This window comes from Rheinheimera aquimaris (genome assembly GCF_020531985.1).
Lineage (GTDB): Bacteria > Pseudomonadota > Gammaproteobacteria > Enterobacterales > Alteromonadaceae > Alishewanella > Alishewanella aquimaris.
Map to the genome: position 1 here is coordinate 106,840 of NZ_JAJAVQ010000004.1, position 19,509 is coordinate 126,348.

Annotated in this window: 11 protein-coding genes; 10 read left to right on the forward strand and 1 reads right to left on the reverse strand. The window is 49.8% G+C overall.

Features of this window, described 5'->3' with window-relative positions:
* Positions 1-112 precede the first annotated feature (112 nt).
* From LHL18_RS19800 to LHL18_RS13075, 10 genes are all read left to right on the forward strand, one after another.
* Complete coding sequence (locus LHL18_RS19800) at positions 113-2,254, forward strand: SEL1-like repeat protein (protein WP_319004174.1); 2,142 nt, start codon at positions 113-115, stop codon at positions 2,252-2,254.
* A 136-nt stretch (positions 2,255-2,390) separates the two neighbouring features.
* Positions 2,391-4,007 carry a diguanylate cyclase gene (locus LHL18_RS13035; protein ID WP_226767396.1) on the forward strand — a complete coding sequence of 539 codons (1,617 nt, stop codon included), beginning with the start codon at positions 2,391-2,393 and terminating at the stop codon, positions 4,005-4,007.
* 117 nt (positions 4,008-4,124) lie between these two features.
* On the forward strand, positions 4,125-5,156 hold the full coding sequence (locus LHL18_RS13040; RefSeq protein ID WP_134057787.1) for a substrate-binding domain-containing protein: 1,032 nt from the start codon (positions 4,125-4,127) through the stop codon (positions 5,154-5,156).
* 135 nt (positions 5,157-5,291) lie between these two features.
* Positions 5,292-6,671, forward strand: a complete 1,380-nt coding sequence (gene pstC, locus LHL18_RS13045) for a phosphate ABC transporter permease subunit PstC (RefSeq protein ID WP_226767397.1) — start codon at positions 5,292-5,294, stop codon at positions 6,669-6,671.
* Positions 6,672-6,674: 3 nt separating this feature from the next.
* Positions 6,675-8,045, forward strand: a complete 1,371-nt coding sequence (pstA, locus tag LHL18_RS13050; RefSeq protein ID WP_226767398.1) for a phosphate ABC transporter permease PstA — start codon at positions 6,675-6,677, stop codon at positions 8,043-8,045.
* 57 nt (positions 8,046-8,102) lie between these two features.
* Positions 8,103-8,873 carry a phosphate ABC transporter ATP-binding protein PstB gene (pstB, locus tag LHL18_RS13055; protein ID WP_134057781.1) on the forward strand — a complete coding sequence of 257 codons (771 nt, stop codon included), beginning with the start codon at positions 8,103-8,105 and terminating at the stop codon, positions 8,871-8,873.
* 44 nt (positions 8,874-8,917) lie between these two features.
* Positions 8,918-9,643, forward strand: coding sequence for a phosphate signaling complex protein PhoU (phoU, locus tag LHL18_RS13060; RefSeq protein ID WP_226767399.1), 726 nt, complete (start codon positions 8,918-8,920; stop codon positions 9,641-9,643).
* Positions 9,644-9,897: 254 nt separating this feature from the next.
* Entirely contained in the window at positions 9,898-10,803 is a 906-nt protein-coding gene (locus LHL18_RS13065) for a porin (RefSeq protein WP_134057777.1), read from the forward strand.
* 254 nt (positions 10,804-11,057) lie between these two features.
* Positions 11,058-13,706 (forward strand): glycoside hydrolase family 16 protein, encoded by a 2,649-nt coding sequence (locus tag LHL18_RS13070; protein WP_226767400.1) that lies wholly within the window; start codon positions 11,058-11,060, stop codon positions 13,704-13,706.
* 80 nt (positions 13,707-13,786) lie between these two features.
* Positions 13,787-16,738, forward strand: a complete 2,952-nt coding sequence (locus LHL18_RS13075; RefSeq protein ID WP_226767401.1) for a TonB-dependent receptor — start codon at positions 13,787-13,789, stop codon at positions 16,736-16,738.
* Positions 16,739-16,803: 65 nt separating this feature from the next.
* On the opposite strand, the gene LHL18_RS13080 is transcribed toward LHL18_RS13075, so the two are convergent.
* Positions 16,804-19,455, reverse strand: a complete 2,652-nt coding sequence (locus LHL18_RS13080) for a TonB-dependent receptor domain-containing protein (protein WP_226767402.1) — start codon at positions 19,453-19,455, stop codon at positions 16,804-16,806.
* Between the last annotated feature and the right edge of the window lie 54 nt (positions 19,456-19,509).

A 19,509-nucleotide genomic window follows, 5' to 3' on the forward strand; every position in this document is an offset into this window, starting at 1 on the left:
GCTGGTCTCAGTTTTGCCCGTTTTATTCACGTCAGGTTCACTTTTTATCTTGGTTCATCCCTTGGTGTGAACACTAATCTTTGGTATAACAAAGCTTAGTGGAGGGGCATCTATGCGGCTAAACAGAATAATAACAGGCGCCATGCTGAGTAGTTTTATGCTGGCGGCAGAACCGCAACAGCAATTTGAAACAGCAGTGGCAGCATATCAGCAAGGTGACTATCACAAAGCGGCGCAGATATGGCAGGCGCTTGCGCTGGAAGGCAATACCAAGGCTCAGTTTGAACTGGCTAAGCTTTATTCTATGGGGCAGGGCGTAGAACAGGATGCACTGCAAGCGGCTTATTGGCTGGAGCAAGCTGCATCAAATAGTACCGATTTTGCTGAGTCGTTTCGCGCACAGCAGGATATTGCCTCAGGACTACAGCAACACAAATCACAGCAAGCTGGCGTTGTAGCTGAAGCGCTACCAGCGGCAGTACCCGATACCTCAACAGTGAAAACAGCTGATGCGGTAAGCTCTGCGGCAGCCGACAGTGCTGTGGCACAGGCAAGCGCTAAACCTACGGCAGCAAAGCCGCCTGAATTAGCTGTATTAGCACTGACAGAAGCCAATTTCGATATAGGTATGCGCGCCTTTCAGCGCCAACGCTACGACGAAGCTTATAGTCACTGGTATCCTTTAGCGCAGGCCGGTGAGGTGGATGCCCAGTTTAATCTGGCGGCGATGTATGCCAATGGGTATGGCATACAGACTGATGACACTGAGGCGGCACATTGGTTTAGCCAGGCCGCAGAGCAGGGAATGGCGCAGGCGCAATACCAACTTGCTGTGGCCCATGCCAATGGCAAAGGGTTAGCGCAGGATGACGCGCTGGCTGTTTATTGGTATCGCAAAGCCGCTGAACAGCAGTATGTACTGGCACAGTATAACCTCGGCTTTATGTATGCTAATGGCCGGGGCGTGACACAGGATGATGCCAGTGCGCTGCTGTGGTACGAACGAGCGGCAGCTCAGGGCGATGTCGATGCGCAATATATCGTGGCAGAGCGTTACCAGAGCGGCCGGGGCGCGCCGGCGGATATTAACCAAGCCATAGGCTGGTATCAGCGTGCGCTGGAGCAAGGCCATGCCCGGGCAGGCTATCAGTTGGCGCATTACTATTTGCGTGGACAAGGGGTGGCCAAAAATGAAAGCCGGGCCTTTGATTTATTCAGCAGAGCGGCTTCTCAGGGCTTGATTGAAGCACAACGTGAGCTTGGTATTAGCTATTCTATCGGCCGCGGTGTTCGTAATAATGACAGCAAAGCCGTCGCGGCGCTTGAAGCTGCGTGTAACGGCCGGGATGCGACAGCTTGTTACTATCTTGCCGTGCACCTGAGTGAAGGGCGGGGCGTTAAAACAGATGAAGCTCGGGCGGCGCTGTTGTTTGAGCAGGCGGCTGAAGCCGGAGATATGGAGGCCCAGTTCAGGCTTGGTGTGCTGCTAAGTCAGGGGGACTCCGGGGTTGTTGATGAAGCCGCTGCTTTTGATTGGTTTAAACGGGCTGCAGCGCAGGGACATGCCGAAGCGCAATATCTGACCGCATTACGCCTGGCCAACGGTACAGGCACCGAGCAGAATGATGCAGAAGCTGTGAAGTGGTATCAACGTGCGGCCGAACAAGGTGTGGTGTTTGCGCAGTACAATCTTGGTTTTATGTATGGTGCAGGTCGTGGCGTAGCGCAGGACGATGAGAAAGCGCTGTACTGGTACAGTAAGGTTGCTGCAACAGGTGATGCCGATGCTCAGTTTAATCTGGGGTTGCGTTATGAAACTGGCAAAGGCGTGCGGCAGGACGACAAACAGGCAGTAAAATGGTACCAGAAAGCAGCAGATCAAGGCCATCAGCGCGCACTTGCTTATTTAGGCTATATGTACGAGAAAGGTTATGGCGTTAGCATGGATGAGCGCAAAGCTTTTGACTTATATCAGCAATCATTATCGGCAAGGGTGCCCAGAGCGCTGACGGCGCTGGGCCTGTTTTATAAAAACGGCCGCCAGGTAAAGGCTGATGATAAAAAAGCGGCAGAACTGTTTTTGCAAGCTGCTGAGCAGGGTTATGCTAACGCACAGTATAATCTTGGCTGGATGTATGAATATGGCCGCGGTGTCAGTAAAGATCTGGCAAAAGCCCGCGACTGGTATCAACGGGCAGCAGAGCAGAGTGAGCCGCTGGCCCAGGCGCAGTTGAGCCGTTTATTAAACCCTTAATCAATACCGGCCGGCTTAGGCCGGCTTTTTATTCTTTAGCCCCGCTTTACGCTTGTTAAGCCTGTCCTATACTGAAAGAGCATTTCCGCACCTATAAACCGGGCAATTCAAATGCTATAGCAAAATGACAGGGACAGTGAATAACAGAATTATCAGGCTGGTTATGCTGATAATGGCACTGCTGATGCCAGATGTGCAGGCTGATGATGACATCAGACTGCAGTTACGCTGGCATCATCAGTTTCAGTTCGCCGGTTACTATATGGCGCTGGAGCAAGGCTATTATCAGCAAGCCGGATTAAAGGTTACTATCGTGCCCGGGGCTCCCGGGATCTCCGCATTGGAACAATTGCTGGCCGGCAAAGCGCTGTTTGCGGTATCAGCACCAGGCGCTGTGCTTGCCTATCTGCAGGGCCGCCCGGTGGTAGCAATGGCGACAGTGCTACAAAAGTCTCCTAATGTCTGGCTGGTCAGGGCTGACTCAGATATTTATACCTTGCAGGATCTAGCCAGCAGCAAACTGGAACTTAGCCTGACACAGGAAAATGCCGAATTCCTCGCCGTTTTTGCGAAAGAAGGCATTGATATCAGTAAGTTGCAACTGACCAATTCCAGCATGAAACTGGATGATCTGATAAGCGGAAAAACGGATGCCTTTAACGGCTATTTGTCTAATGAACCTTATCTGCTTGAACAGTTAGGCATACCATACAGGGTTATTCAGCCAGTAGAATATGGCGTTAATTTTTATCAGGATATCTTAATCGGTAACGCCGACTGGGTGCGGCAACATCCAAAGCAGGCGGCGGCTTTCAGGCAAGCCAGTCTGGATGGCTGGCAGTTCGCGCTGGATAATATCGATTACACCGTCAACTATATTCATCAGCATTACGCACCTGAGAAATCCATAGCCCATTTACATTACGAAGCTAATGTAATCCGCAGTCTCGTGATGCCGGATCTGGTTGAGCTTGGGCATATGAACCCGGAACGCTGGCAGCAGATAGCCGCCAGCTATCAGGCGCTCGGTATGGTTAAAACCCTACGGCCGCTGGATAATTTTATTTACGCCGAGCCTGTGCCTACTGACTACAGATTGCTTATCAAATCAGTTTTACTGCTGCTCCTGGTAATCACACTGCTGGCTTTTTTTACCCTGCGCTACCGACGTCTGGCTTCAGCTTTACAAGCTGAAATGAACCGGCATGCGCAGACCGAGCGTTTACTGGTTGAGCGCAATGAAGAATTACTACAATTGGCCAGCACAGACATTCTGACCGGGCTGACTAACCGACGTGTCATTATCCAGCAGGCGCAGACTGAGATCCGCCGAGCCAGCCGCTATCAGAAAGATTTAGCGGTAATGATGCTGGATATTGATCACTTTAAACAAGTCAATGATCAGTATGGCCACGCCGCCGGAGACCGAGTATTGGCAGAGTTTGCGGCACTGTGTATGCAGAGCATTCGTGACAGTGATTTAGCCGGACGTTACGGCGGCGAAGAGTTTTTTATCCTGATGCCTGAAATAGATTTGACGACGGCGATTCTATCAGCAGAACGGCTCAGGATGACAGTCGCTGCGCACCCGTTTAAGCTCAGCGATGGTCGTGAACTGTCAGTTAGCTGCAGTATTGGTATTGCCATGTACATGCCGCAGCAGGACGATCTTGATAAATTGTTACTGCGGGCCGATCAGGCGTTATATCAGGCTAAGCATCAGGGCCGTAATCGTTGCTGTGTACAGCAGTAACATCACCGTGGCTGAGTTAAATAATTTCTTGTTGTCATATTACTGCAATAAAAATGCAGCAAACTATATCCGTACACCATTGGCCCGTACATACAACCGGATGACCGAGGAATTAATATGAAACTGAACAAACTTTCAAATCTGTTATTGGCTTCTGCCATCGCCATGACAGCGTCAACAGCAGTGCATGCACAAAGCCGTGACACTATCCAGATCGCAGGCTCATCTACAGTTTTGCCGTTTTCATCTGTGGTCGCTGAGGAGTTTGGTAACAACTTTGCTCAGTTCCGTACGCCGGTTGTAGGGTCAGGCGGCTCATCAGGTGGTTTACGTCAGTTCTGCCAGGGCGTGGGTGCCAGCACTATCGATATTGCCAATTCATCGCGTAAGATTCGTCCTAACGAAGTTGAAGCCTGTAAAGCAAACGGCGTTAAAGAAATTATTGAAGTGAAAATAGGCTACGACGGTATTGTGTTTGCGTCCCGTACCGATGCGGCTATTTTCAAACTGGAACCACGCCACGTGTTTTTAGCGCAGGCGGCACAGGTACCACAGAACGGTAAGATGGTTGCCAACCCTTATACGCGCTGGAATCAGATTGACAGCAGCTTACCGGATCAGGACATTTTGCTGGCAATCCCTGGTTCAAACCACGGTACCCGTGAAGTGTATGAAGAAAAGGCGGTTGTACCAGGCTGTCAGACGCTGGCGGAAGTGAAAGCGATGGAAAAAGATGCCGCGCATCAGTTCTGTACTGCAATGCGTACTGATGGCCGTGTTGTTGAAATCGCCGGCGATTACACTGAAACCCTGGCACGTTTGACTGCACAAAAAGATGCCATTGGCGTATTTGGTCTGAGTTTCTATGAAGCCAACCGTGACCGTATTAAAGTGGCGACTATGTCTGGTGTTGAGCCTAATCAGGACACGATTATTTCAGGTGAGTACCCGGTATCACGCCCACTGTACATCTATGTGAAAGGTGCGCATATCGGTGTTATCCCAGGCTTACAGGAATATGCTCAGTTCCACGTCAGCGAAGCCATGTCTGGTTTTGGCAGCGTACTGGAAAGCGCGGGTTTAATTCCGTTATCTGACGAAGAACGTGCTGAGATGATCCAGAACATTAAGCAGAAAAAGTCGCTATAATCAGTTTTGCTTGATTAAAGAGAACCTGTTTTGGGTTCTCTTTTTTACTTTATGACTGTCATAAAAATGAAATAAAAGCTGCTTACACTGCCTGGCAGAGTATTTGATGACATGTAAGCTGTAAACGGAGCGACCATGAGTAACCTTTCGTTAATTGTAGTGCTGCTTGTTTTGCTGGCACTGGGCTACCAGCTTGGTATGTCCCGAAGCCGCAAAGTGGCGACAGTTAACTCTGATTTACGTATGCATTCCAGACCTCATCATTACGGCATGATGGTGGGGTTGTGGGCTGTATTGCCTGCTTTCTTTATTCTTTTGCTGTGGTTGTGGCTTTCACCCGCTGTTATCAACGCCATGATGGTGGCACAACTGCCTGCAGAGGTCACTGCGCTTTCTGATGAGCAGCTACGAGTGGTATCGCAGCGCATAAGTAACCTGGCCAGTAACTTTGGTGTGGTGGCCGATGCTGAAGCCTGGGAGTTAAGCGCGGCAGAGCATTTGCGCCAGCTAAAAGCTAATAGCGCCATAGTGCTGACTGCGCTGATGGCAGTCATTGCTGCTATTGGTATGTTACTGAGCTTACAAAAGATTACCCCCCGGCTAAAAGCCCGGCATCAGGTTGAGCGCGTGGTTAAAGCGTTACTGGTGCTGTGTTCCACTGTGGCTATTCTGACTACTATCGGCATAGTGCTGTCGATGGTGGGCGAAACGCTGAAGTTTTTCAGTTATATTCCGCCAACTGAGTTTTTCTTTGGTACCACCTGGAACCCCCGCTTTTCCACTGTGGGTGTCGGCGAGCAGGGTGATTTTGGTTTAGTACCACTGCTTGCAGGTACCACGTTAATTGCTGGCATTGCCATGTTTGTGGCGATACCGCTAGGCCTGATGGTAGCCGTGTATCTGGCAGAATATGCACCGGTGAAGCTGCGTAACACGGCCAAGCCAATGATCGAAGTGCTGGCGGGTATCCCGACTATCGTTTACGGCTTCTTTGCGCTGGTGACTGTTGGCCCGTTTTTGCGTGATTTGGGGCATGCTGTCGGGCTGGATATTAACGCTACTTCTGCATTAACTGCCGGGGTTGTAATGGGGATTATGATTATCCCGTTTATTTCATCACTGTCAGACGACATTATCACGCAGGTGCCTAAATCGATGCGCGATGGCTCACTTGGGCTTGGTGCCACGAAATCTGAAACCATCTTAAAAGTAGTGTTACCAGCCGCATTGCCAGGCATTGTCGGCGCCATTTTGCTGGCAGTCAGCCGGGCGATTGGTGAAACGATGATAGTGGTGTTGGCCGCGGGTAACAGCCCGGCACTGACCGCCAACCCGTTTGAAGCGGTATCGACAGTCACTGTTACCATCGTCAACCAACTGACCGGAGACAACGACTTTTCCAGTCCGCAATCGCTGGTGGCATTCGCCCTCGGCCTGACCCTGTTCGTTATTACCCTGCTGCTGAATGTGATGGCATTGGTGATAGTGCGTAAATACCGTGAGCAATACGAGTAAGTTATGACCATTATTGCAGAGAACCCGATTAAGCCTGTCGCAGCACCCAGCCATGTGCAGCAGAAAGTGATTGCATCGCTGAACAAGCGCCATCGCAAAGAAAAGCTGTTTCGCAGCCTGGGGCTAGGTGCTGTATTGATCAGCCTGGGGCTGGTCGCTGTGCTGTTTATTAATATATTTTCCAAAGGCTTGCCGGCATTCTGGCAATCTGCCGTGACATTGGATATTTATTTTGACCCGGCGATTATTAAGATCCCGCCGAAACCGGTGCAGCAAGCTGATGAGTCGGATAACGACTTTCGCCAGCGCGATCTGTCCTGGCAAACTGAAGTGGGCTTTATCAACTTTAACCGGCTAATTACTGACAGTTTGCAAAAAGTACTGCCTGATGCCAGCAAGCATCGGCGTGACCTGACACGTATGGTCACCTCTGGCGAGCGTTTTGCGCTGCGTGACATGGTAGTCGCTGACCCGGCTATTATTGGCCAGACCCGCACGCTGCATTTGCTGACAGATGCCAATATTGACGTATGGTTGAAAGGCAATATTGACCGCAGCCTGCCTGATGCACAGCAACAATTGAGCCCGAAACTGCGCGAATGGGCAGACAAACTCAAGGCTGAAGGCATTATTCAGAACCGTTTCAGTCTGGCGCTGTTTATGAACCCGGATTCGCGCAGTTCACTGGCATCCGCCGGTTTGGCAGGCGCATTTATGGGTTCGTTTTATATGATGCTGGTGGTTATTCTGCTGGCGGTACCGATGGGAGTTGCAGCGGCAATCTATTTGGAAGAGTTTGCACCACGCAACAAGCTGACTGATTTGGTTGAAGTGAATATTAATAACCTGGCCGCAGTACCATCAATTGTATTTGGTCTGCTCGGTGCTTCGGTATTAATTGGTTGGTTTAATCTGCCGATGTCAGCGCCAATCGTCGGTGGCCTGGTATTGTCTTTAATGACGTTGCCAACAGTTATTATTGCTACCCGCTCGACATTAAAAGCGATACCGCCGTCAATACGTCAGGCAGCTCTGGGGCTGGGTGCATCTAAGATGCAGTCTATTTTCCACCATGTACTGCCACTGGCGATACCGGGTATTTTGACCGGTGCGATTTTAGGTGTCGCTCAGGCGTTGGGTGAAACCGCCCCTTTATTGCTCATTGGCATGAAGTCTTTTGTTGCCTCAGTGCCGGCATCACCTTTCGAACAGGCCAGTGCCTTACCGGTACAAATTTACCTGTGGCAGGGCAATGAGCTGCGTAACTTCTTCGAGGCCCGTACGTCGGCTGCCATTATTGTATTGCTGTTAATGATGATTGGCTTGAACGGCCTGGCCATCTGGTTGAGAAAGAAATACGAAAAGCGCTGGTAGAATGTTTACCACTGACCACGCTAAACAGATTTAATTTTTAAGGTAACGGATAAACGCATGAGTAACTCAGCCCCGGTAAAAATCAGTGCGAAAGATGTAAAGGTGTTTTACGGCGACAATGAAGCGCTGCATGGCATTAGCATGGATGTGTATCAGAACGAAGTGATCTCTTTTATCGGCCCGTCAGGTTGCGGTAAATCAACCTTTTTACGCTGTATGAACCGAATGAATGACACGATAGAGCATTGTCGCGTCACCGGCAGTATTACACTGGATGGCCGCGATATTCATGAACCATCACTGGATGTGGTGCAATTACGTGCTCAGGTTGGCATGGTGTTTCAAAAGCCTAACCCGTTTCCAAAGTCGATTTATGAAAACATTGCGTATGGTCCTAAGCTGCATGGTCTGGCTGAACGCAAAGCAGATTTGGATGACATCGTAGAATCCAGCCTGCGTCGCGCTGGCTTGTGGAATGAAGTTAAAGATCGCTTAGATCAGCCCGGTACCGGTTTATCCGGTGGTCAGCAGCAACGTCTTTGTATCGCCCGCAGTATCGCCGTCAGCCCTGAAGTTATCCTGATGGATGAACCCTGTTCTGCGCTTGATCCTATTGCTACATCGATTATTGAAGAGCTGATAGACGAGCTTAAGCAGAATTTTACTATCGTTATTGTCACGCACAATATGCAACAGGCTGCCCGCGTATCAGACCGTACAGCGTTTTTCCATTTGGGCAATCTTATCGAGATTGGTAACACCAATGATCTGTTTACTAACCCACAGCAAAAACGCACTGAAGACTATATTACCGGTCGTTACGGCTAATTACTTATTGCCAAAGCTTAAGATTATTTCAGGAGACTGGCGTTATGCCAAATAGCAAAATCGGCGGCCATTATTCACAGGCTTATGATGAAGAGTTGCAACAAGCAGTCGTGCGGTTGCTGCAAATGGCTGCGCTGGCTCAGCAGCAGCTTGATGATGCCATGGCAGCGTTTATTGGCGCTGACACTGAACTGGCGCAGCAGGTTAAAGATTTCGACCGCAAGGTAAATAACTTTGAAGTAGATATCAGCGAGCACTGTCTGGATATCCTGGCCCGGCGTCAACCTGCAGCCAGCGACCTGCGCTTAGTGTTGTCTGTACTTAAAGCGATAAACGATGTAGAGCGTATCGGTGATTTGGCTAAACGTATTGCCAAGGCTCTGCTGAAAGAAGAGCAGGGCAACCGGCCGCAGCAATCCCAGCTGGATGAAATTGCGGTTATGGGACAGAAAGTGCGCTTAATGTTACAGCGTGCTTTAGCCGCGTTTGAGCAAATTGATGCTGAAAACGCCTTAGCTGTGCTACGCGAAGATAAAGCCATAGATGATGATTATGCCCGCATTATGCAGCATAACCTTAGCATGATGATGAATGATGCCCGGCAAATCGCCATCAGCTTGCAGATCTCAAATGTGGCTAAAGCACTGGAACGTGTCGGTGACCATGCGCGCAATATTTGTGAGCACACGATTTTCCTCAGTAAAGGCCGTAATGTTGCCCATCTTAGTGATGCCGAGTTGCAGCAAGTGGTCGATAAAAAGCGCGATTAACGCTGCTGGATCTCAGGAAAAAGGAGCTATGGCTCCTTTTTTTCTTTTTGGGCTGGCTATCTTGGCAATTTGATAAATACTTTTCCAAGTAGAACAGTTGCTTAGCTGGGCGAGTCATAAAAACATCATTTTAAGGTCATGAAATTGCCATATTGTCATTTTAGTGTCATAAATCAGTCATACTATGGCGGCGTCAAAAACAGCCAAGCCGGTTGCTGTAACATCAAGTACCGGCCTTAATTCAGGTGCAGAAAATGAAGAAAACGACAGTAGTATTAGCGGTGGCACTGGCTGCCGGTACCACAATGGTGCAGGCAAAAGAGCTGGAAGTATACGGTAAAATTAACGTGTCGGCGCAGTACAGCGATGAAGGTGAAGGCAGCTTCACTGAATTGAAAAGTAATGCTTCACGTTTCGGCCTGAAAGGCGATTATGCGCTCGAAGATGGTTTAACGGTGGTATACCAGCTGGAGTGGGAAGTTGACCCATCTGATGAAGCTAACGAAAAGAACATCAAGTCACGTAATCAATATTTGGGTTTAGCAGGCGCTTTCGGTGAAGTGCGGCTTGGACGACATGATACTGCACTGAAGATGTCACAAGGTAAGATTGACCTTTTCAGTGATTATGAAGGCGATATTAAAGTGCTGTGGAAAGGTGAAAACCGTACCAGCAATTCGGTCAGCTATTTTTCACCGTCTTTCTCTGGCTTTAGTGCTCAGGTAACCTATATCGCAGAAGATGATCCGGAAGCAGAAGACGGCATCTCGGCCGCGTTGTTATACGGTGATGAAAACCTGAAAGACAGTACAGTATATGCTGCAGTGGCTTATGATGCTGATGTAGCAGGTTATGACACCGTGCGTGCCAGTGCACAGGTTAAAGTGTCTGGTTTTAAGCTTGGTGCCATGTATCAGACACAGGAAGCAACAGATACCGGCCTTGAGCGCGATGGTTATCTGTTAAGCGTTGCCTACCCTGTTGGTAAGTTTGAACTGAAAGGTCAGTATCAGGCGATGGAAGATGATAATGGTTTCAGCGCCGGTGCGGACTACAAGCTTGGCAAAAATACCAAGTTATTTGCCTGGTACTCCAGTTTTGACTTCGATACTGCTTTAGATAAGGATTACCTGGCAGTAGGTCTGGAACATAAATTCTAAACGTTCTATTAGATACCCTGTAAAAAAGCCGGTTAACCATACCGGCTTTTTTTATTAGCGACAATCTCCGTTGTGTCACGTCCGTTTTTGTTACCTTTGCAGTACATCTTCGTCAATCTGTACAAAAAAAGATCTGTCAGATGCATTGACGTTTGCCTCGTTGTAAATTAGCTTTATGAAAGCGCTTACATAAGGTGATGTCGACCGCTTAATCGAACATCACGCTAAACACAGACACAAACGGGGCAAAGAGTATGAAAACAACAGCAAAGCTGGCTACTGTAGCCTGCGCTGTGATGCTGGCATCTGCATTACAGGGATGCGGCGGCAGTGCAGAAACAAAATCCAATTTCGACGACATAGATGTATCCCAACCGGTAACAGACTGGGTAATGGTGTGGAACGATGAGTTCGACGGCTCCACAATAAACAGCAACAAGTGGAACTATGAAATCAATTGTACGGGTGGCGGTAATAACGAAAAACAATGCTACACCGACAATGCTGAAAATGCCTTTATCAAAGATGGCGTGCTTAACATCGTGGCGTTGCCTGCCGCAGAAGGGGCAGAAAAGCCCTATACTTCCGCCCGTCTGACAACTCAGAACAAAGCAGATTTTAAATACGGCCGTTTTGAAATGCGTGCCAAACTACCCTACGGCCAGGGCAGCTGGCCAGCGTTCTGGATGATGCCGACAGACAGTGTGTATGGCGGTTGGCCACGCTCTGGCGAAATTGACATTATGGAGGCTGTTAACCTCAAAGTGGTTGGCGAAGACGGTGTTGCCGAAGCCAATGTGCACGGCACGCTGCACTATGGCCGTGAGTGGCCTAACAATGCCAGCTCAGGCAAAGCTTATCCGCTACCTGAAGGGATGAACCCGGCAGATGACTTTCATACCTATGCGGTTGAATGGCAGGAAGGCGAAATCCGCTGGTATGTAGATGGCTACCTGTTTGCCACCCAGCGTCAGTCAAAAGTACGTTACAACAGCAGAGGCGAGGCTGTGGGCCTGTCACACCGCGGTTGGTTTGCTGAATACTTTAATCAGTCCAGCGGCGAGCTTGAGGTGCATTGGGATGCCGCGCCTTTTGATCAGGAATTTTTTATGATCCTGAATTTAGCTGTAGGCGGCGATTGGCCAGAGAACGTTAACAATCTGGGTATCGATGCCGCTGCTTTTGCCGACGGCCAGCGCTTTGAGATTGATTACGTTAGAGTGTATGAATGCGCCGCTAATCCGTCAACGGGTAAAGGGTGTGAGACAGTGCGTCCGGGCTATGAAGATGAAGCTGACGCTCTCGTAATTGGTGTTGCGCCTATTCCTTCACCGCCATCTACCGGTATTCCACAAAACCTGACCATCTTCGGTGGTACGCCGAACCCGGACTGGGCAGCTTGGGATTGTTGCGGCGGTACTACCCCGGCGCTGGTAGTGGATGCAGAACGCGGCGATGTATACGAGTTTAGTGTTGCGGCTACGCCTACCGTAAATGGCTTTGTCAGCCGCAGTGAGTTCCTGACTGACCCCTCGGGTCAGGCAAAACCTTTTGACGCTTCACCAATCATTGAAAGCGGCAGTATCAGCTTTGATATGCAGGTGGTGTCAATGCCAAACAATGCTGCCGCTGCCTGGTTGTTTAAGGTAGAAAGTGCGGGCGCCTCTACGGCAGTTGAAATGCCGTTGTCGGCCAGTGCTGAAGGCGTATCACCGGCAAGTGGTCTGTGGCAAACCTATACCTTCCCGCTACAAATGCTGGCAGATGCCGGCCTGGACGTATCGGCTATTGATGTGGTGATGATCTTCCCGGCCTGGGGCTCAGGTGAAGGTGCAGTTTACCGTGTTGATAATGTAAAAATCAGTGCGGAAATTAGCTATCCAGAACTGGTTTTATTTGCTGACCAGCAAAATACTGACTGGCCAATGTGGGATTGCTGTGGTGGCACAACGCCTACAGAGCAAACTGACGACGCCGGTCATGGCACTGTGGCTGAATTTAGTATTGGCGCTACACCAACGGTAATGGGTTTTAATACCCGCAGTGCAGTGGGTGGCAGTGACAAACCTTTTGATGCCACGGCTATTTTGGAAGAGGGTGTGGTTCAGTTTGAAATGAAGGTAGTCAGTATGCCTTCTACGCCTAATGCTGCCTGGTTATTCAAGATAGAAGCCGATAACGCAGCCTCTGCGGTTGAGCTGAATTTAACTGAGAGCCTGGAAGGGCTGGCACCGGTAGCAGGCCAATGGCAAACCTATACTTTCCCACTTGCCAGTCTGGCCGCTGCTGGTCTGGATGTTTCGGCTATTGATGTGGTGATGATTTTCCCTGCCTGGGGCTCCGGTGAGGGTGCCGTCTACCGGGTAGACAATGCCCGTATTTATTTGCCGGGTGCAAATCAGGGGCCCGGCCTGACATTATTCGCCAGCGAAGCTGCGCAGGACTGGAGTATCTGGGACTGTTGTGGCGGAACAACACCGAGCGTTGAGCAGGATGATGATCAGCATGGTGCCACTGCGCAATTCATTATAGGCGCCACACCTACGGTAATGGGGCTGTTAGCTGACGACAATGTGTACTTCGATGCCTCAGCTTTGCTTGCTGGCGGAGTGGTTCGATTTGAGATGAAAGTTATTTCGGCACCGAATGACGCTGCTGCAACCTGGCTATTCAAAATCGAAGGGAATGATGCTGCGAGTGCTGTTGAATTACCGCTCAGCGCCAGTGCGGAAGGGCATACCCCTGTCGTAGGGCAATGGCAGACTTATACCTTTAGCTTACAGGACTTGTTTGACGCTGGTCTGGATATCAGTGCCATCGATGTATTGATGGTGTTTCCGGCCTGGGGAACGGGTAATGGCGCGGTTTACCGCTTAGACAATGTGGTGATTACGCAGCCGTAATCCGGTTGATCCTTTCAGGCATAAAGGCGCCGGGTGACTGCACCCGGCCGGAAATAACGAATAAAGCTCAGTAGGTCATTATGAAAAACGTAACTTTTACTAAAAGCCGCCTGGCTACCGCTATCGCCGTATTAATGGCAAGTTCACTGGTACAGGCGCAGGACACAAATATTGCAGATAACAGTGCCAGCGAAGAGATCGAAGTCATTCAAATCAGCGGTATCCGTGGCAGTTTAATCCGCTCAATGGATGTAAAACGCGATGCCAGTGGCGTCGTGGATGCTATCTCCGCCGAAGAAATGGGTAAATTCCCTGATACCAACCTGGCCGAGTCACTGCAGCGTATTACCGGTGTGTCGGTAAGCCGGTCTAACGGCGAAGGCAGCCAGATCACGGTTCGCGGTTTTGGTCCGGAATTTAACCTGATTACCTTAAACGGCCGGCAAATGCCGGGTACTGGTAACACCCGCTCGTATAACCTGGAAAACCTGGCGTCAGACGGTATTAGCGCAATTGAGGTGTATAAAACGGCCCGAGCTGAAAACCCAAGCGGTGGTTTAGGGGCGACTGTTAATATTATTACGGCTAAACCGCTGCAAAGCCCGGGCCTGCGGTACTCGGTATCTGCTAAAGGTATTTATGACTCGTCCAATGAGGAAGGTGACGACATCACGCCGGAGTTGTCTGCAATATTCAGTAATACGTTTGCTGATGAAAAGTTTGGTGTTGCAATTTCGGTATCACACCAGCAGCGGGATTTTCAGCGCCAGTATGCCAATATTCAGGGCTGGCAGGCGCAAACCAGCCTGCCTGTGCTTGATGCCGCCAACGTGATAGATGCGCGGCCGGAAGATGCCGAGGGGAACAAAATTGGTCCGGCGTTTTTTGCCAAAGATATGAACTACGGTATTGATGATGTAGAACGTGAGCGCAGCAATGGCCAGGTTACGTTGCAGTTTGCGCCGGTGGATAATTTTGTTGCCACCCTAGATTATACTGCTTCGCAAGCGACTACCGGTGTCAATACTATTGGCTGGGGGATCTGGAACGAGTTTGGCGGCAATATTAATGCGTACGAGTTGGATGAAAACGGCACTGCCGTTTATGCCGATATCAGCGGTAATGATGGCTCCTTCACTGTCAGTCGCAATACTACCGAAGTAACAGCACGCTCGGTAGGGTTAAATCTGGATTGGCAAGTTACGGAAGATTTTCACCTGAGCCTGGATTATCACGACTCGGATAACAAAACCGATAATGGCGCCGATAAGGGCCTCGGTAGTGATGGTCAGGTGATCATTGGCTCTGATCAGCTGGTCACGAAAATCTATGATTACCGCACCGGTGATATTCCGCAAGCTTCTATCCTGTGGCGTAACGGCACCAATGAGCTGACACCGGGTGAGATGGACTCTAACTTCAGCCAGTTTACTCACTCGCCGGGTAAGTCAGATATCAAGCAATTACAGCTCGATTCAACCTGGTATAACTCGGTATTTGATATTCCTCTGGCCAGCATTAAAGCCGGTGTGGCTTTTACCGACCAGACCATGGGCGGTCATAACGCCTGGAGCGGTCTGCGCGGTGGTGCCGGTTTTAGCCCCAGCTTTACCGAAATTTTCCCGGACAGCATGTTTACCCGCCACAGTACTGCCGGCTTTTTGGATGAGTTCAGTGGTGGCGGCCTGAATATGGCCTCGCCGTATTATTACACCTATAGTTTTGATGAAGCTGTGGCACGCCAGGCGGCTTATCTGACTGAGGGACTAATGGGGGCTGATGCCTATGTGGCGGATGCGTACTACGACGGCATAGACAGTGAAAGTTCGGTGCAGGAAGAAACGCTGAGTGTGTATTTGCAATCTGACTGGCAGTTTGACATTGGCCGTTTCCCGGCGCGGTTTAACGCCAGTGTGCGCTACGAAGAAACCGACGTCACCAGTACAGTACGTCAGACAGTGCCACAGCAGGTGGTATGGGCCTCAGCATCTGAGTGGATTACGCAGTACCTGCAAGGCGAAGATACCTTTTTAACCCTGACCGGTAAGCACGACGTACTGTTGCCGATGTTCGATTTTCGCATTGATCTGACCGACGATATCGTTGCGCGGGTGTCCTGGGGTAAAACTATTGCACGGGCACCGCTGGGCAATCTGGCCGGCGGGCGCAGTTTAAGCGGCAGCCCGAAAATTGGCTCCCGTACCGGCAGTGAGGGTAATACCAACCTGCAACCGTTTGAATCGACCAATTTAGATCTGAGCCTGGAGTATTACTATGCTGAGGGCAGCTATGCGTCAGTAGGTTATTTCAAAAAGGATGTGAAGAACTTTATTGCCAATGAAACGGTAGAGGCTCAGTTTGACGGCCTGCATGATATCTATCTGGGGCCGCGTTATCTTGAAGCCGAGCAGCAACTGATTGCCGCCGGAGATGCCAACCCTGATACCAGCGCCATTTATCAGCAGATGCTCGACAACGGCCACGGCAACGCAAACGGTGTTATAGAACCAACCGCCAATGATCCACTGATCACCTGGCTGGTTACCCGGCCTTACAACAGCAACGATAAGTCAGTCGATGGCTTTGAGGTTGCGGTGCAACATCTGTTTGGTGAAACCGGTTTTGGTGTAGGTGCTAATGCTACTTTTGTTGACGGTGATGTGAAGTTTGACGTTACCAGCCTTGAAGTGCAGTCACCGCTCAATGGTTTGGGTGATTCAGCTAACTTCCAGGCGTTTTATGAAAACCATGGCTTATCTGTCAAGGTAACCTATGCCTGGCGTGACAGTTATCTGATTGGTGTAGGGCAATCGCAGGGCTCGGCAGATGCACCGCCGCAGTTTGCCAAAACCTTTGGCCAGTGGGACATGAGCATAAATTACGACATCAACGACAACCTGACAGTGTTCTTTGAAGGCATTAACCTGAACAATGAAACCGAGCAGGGTTATGGCCGTTATGAGGAACAGTTCCTGTTTGCCCGCCAGTACGGTACACGCTATGCACTTGGTGTGCGTTACAGCTTTCAGTAAGCTGTTTTAGTTTGGTCAATAAAAAGGCCTGCCATGCGGCAGGCCTTTTCAATAGCAAAGCCGGTTTAGTATTTGTAAGAGAAGCTTAAGCTGTAGCTTTGGCCTTCCACACGTTTTTGCAGCACTTCGCCTTGCTGCAAAATCTCTACGTCTTCATCCAGCAGGTTTTTCAGGCCCAGTTTCACGGTCATGCTTTCCAGCGGGTTATAGCTGTAGGTAAAATCCAGTGAATTAAATGGCTGCTCGAAAGCGTCGTCTTTATTGTTGACGCCGGCAAAAGCGATACGTTTGCCAAACACGTTGTAGGTTAGCGTAGCATTGTGCTTGTTGTTGTCTGAGTCAAAGCCCAGCTGCAGGTTGGCGACATACTTAGAGTGGCCACTCAGGCTGCGTTTAAGATTTGTCAGGTTAGCCCCCGGAAAACGCTGGATAGTGATCTCAGACTCACTGACCGTCAGGTTACCGGCAACAAAGAAGTTGTCGGCAATGCTGCCAAACTCACCGCCGAACATATCCAGCTGCTGCAGAAACTCGGCTTCAGCACCATAGACTTTACCACTTTCGGCGTTACGGAATGACATCAGCAGGTTACCGTCAGAGCCGGACAATTCAACCGCTTCTATCGGGTTTTCCAGATCTTTGTAGAATACGCCGACACTGTAGTTACTGTTGTCGTAGTACCACTCTAAACGGGCATCAGCACTGTTAATATCGGTGCTTTGTAAGCCGGCAAAGCCTGTTACTTTAAAGTCGGTCAGCGGGTCAACGTATAATACCGGTGTCACTTCACGTAAGTCCGGGCGCACTACCGTCTGGCTGTAGCCAAAGCGGGCCTGCAGATCGTCGTTAATAAACCAGGTTAGTGATATTGCAGGGTAAAAGCCGTCTTCCAGTAATACTGAGTCAGTAATATCACCACTGATATCGCCATCAGCATTTAACGGCAGTGAAATCTGCTTAAAGTCTTCATAACGTACACCCAGGTTCAGGCGGAACTTGTAGTCGTAGTTCAGTTCAAGCGCGGCGTAACCGGCATCGATCATCTGGGCTGCCAGATAGTCATCAGCCTGGGTAGTGACGTTAGACACCTTAAAACGGTTGGCCGGGTTTAAAATATTCTCATCAGAGAAAATTTCCGAAAAACTGCCGGATAACTGCTGTAACGTATAGCCGACAGTATCAAAGTTAAACCGGTCGGTCTGCGCATCACGGCTGCGTTCAAAATAAGCGTAGCCGCCACTTAGCGTCATTTCAGCCTTGCCCAAAGTCAGCGGCAATTTGGCATTCCAGCTCAGGTTTTCGGTGTTGTCGTTCATGTCGCTGAAGCTGTAATTGACAGCATTCTGGTTACGACGCAGGAACGAAAAAACACTACCGTCGGCCTGAGTTTCGTTCAGATAACGAAACTCCACTTCACCCGGTGCATAACGGCGTGCTTTGGCATCGGTGTATTGCCAGTCAATCGCTAAATCCATTAAGAACGGAAAATTATGCCGGCCACGCACCTGATTGCTTAGCATGGTGCGTTCTTCATAGGTAATGTTGGTGTCAGTATTGGAACGGTTGTTCTCGTTAATCGTTTCGATACTGTCGCCGTTCTTAATTTTAATTTCGTCTTTAGTGTCACGCAGGTAAATAGTTGACGTTTCAATGCGGTGATCTACGCCAAGCTCTAAACCAAAGTTCAGCATGCCAGACAGTTTTACCTGATGCTCGGTACCTTTAATATCGTCATACCGGTTCAGCGGTACCAGGCTATCGCCTGATACAGAGTAATAGCGTTCCTGCTCTTCAATATTTTGCGTTGAACGGTCATAGCTGATGCCGGTCATCACACCGAAAACGACGTTTTGCGCCAGTTCAAAGCGGTTACCAAAGGATAGACTGCCATCAAAATCCGGCTTTACACTTTTGCGTTCAACATCGATGTCGCGGTTGAACGAGGTGCCCAGTTCGCGCACTATCGTTTCGGCCTGCGCCAGGTTACCGGCGTTGATGCCACCTAAAGCTTCGGCAATATTGATTGGCGTCAGCACACCATACTGTTGCTGCGCTGCAGCCAGTTCAGGTGAAATCCCACGCAGGCCATCGTCTTTACCGCGCCAGTCGTCACCGCCGCCAGCATAATCGTAGCCATCGTCACTGTTCAGGCTGTTGTAACCGACGCCTACTGACACATTAAAACTGCTTTGCAGTGGAATAGAGGTGGTGCGGATATTGACGTTACCGCCACCGAACGCTGCCGGTAGCTCTGGCGAATAGGCTTTTTGCACCACCAGGCTTTCAATAATACCCGCCGGAAACATATCCAGCGGAATAACATTACGTGTTGGGTCCGGGCTTGGAACCATGGCGCCGTTTAACAGTGTGCTGGAATAACGCTCACCTAAACCACGCACATAAATAAATTTATCTTTTACCAGCGTCAGACCGGTTACCCGGCGCAGTGCCGTTGCTGCGTTGCTGTCACCGGCACGGGAAATCTGTTCCATACCTAAAAGTTCGGCAACATAAGGTTGCTCACGGCGTTCTGCAGCTGCAGACGCGGCAGAGCTCATCAGACGGCCGGATACAGAAATACGTTCAACATCTTCTTCACTTTGTGCTGCCGGTTCTGTGGTGTCCTGCGCCAAAGCGCCAAAAGAAACCAGTGCGGTCGCCGTGCTAAGGGCCAGCAACACACTGCGGCCAACACGACTGAAATTAAACTTTTGCATGCTGCTCATCTGAACTTTGTCCTATCAGCTTAATTTTGTTACTTCTGCGTAGCG

What these genes read in the sequence shown, in the direction of transcription:
- LHL18_RS19800 (WP_319004174.1), top strand. Translation starts at nt 113, where the DNA reads ATGCGGCTAAACAGAATAATAACAGGCGCCATGCTGAGTAGTTTTATG.
- LHL18_RS13040 (WP_134057787.1), top strand. Translation starts at nt 4,125, where the DNA reads ATGAAACTGAACAAACTTTCAAATCTGTTATTGGCTTCTGCCATCGCC.
- pstC (WP_226767397.1), top strand. Translation starts at nt 5,292, where the DNA reads ATGAGTAACCTTTCGTTAATTGTAGTGCTGCTTGTTTTGCTGGCACTG.
- pstA (WP_226767398.1), top strand. Translation starts at nt 6,675, where the DNA reads ATGACCATTATTGCAGAGAACCCGATTAAGCCTGTCGCAGCACCCAGC.
- pstB (WP_134057781.1), top strand. Translation starts at nt 8,103, where the DNA reads ATGAGTAACTCAGCCCCGGTAAAAATCAGTGCGAAAGATGTAAAGGTG.
- phoU (WP_226767399.1), top strand. Translation starts at nt 8,918, where the DNA reads ATGCCAAATAGCAAAATCGGCGGCCATTATTCACAGGCTTATGATGAA.
- LHL18_RS13065 (WP_134057777.1), top strand. Translation starts at nt 9,898, where the DNA reads ATGAAGAAAACGACAGTAGTATTAGCGGTGGCACTGGCTGCCGGTACC.
- LHL18_RS13070 (WP_226767400.1), top strand. Translation starts at nt 11,058, where the DNA reads ATGAAAACAACAGCAAAGCTGGCTACTGTAGCCTGCGCTGTGATGCTG.
- LHL18_RS13075 (WP_226767401.1), top strand. Translation starts at nt 13,787, where the DNA reads ATGAAAAACGTAACTTTTACTAAAAGCCGCCTGGCTACCGCTATCGCC.
- LHL18_RS13080 (WP_226767402.1), bottom strand. Translation starts at nt 19,455, where the DNA reads ATGCAAAAGTTTAATTTCAGTCGTGTTGGCCGCAGTGTGTTGCTGGCC.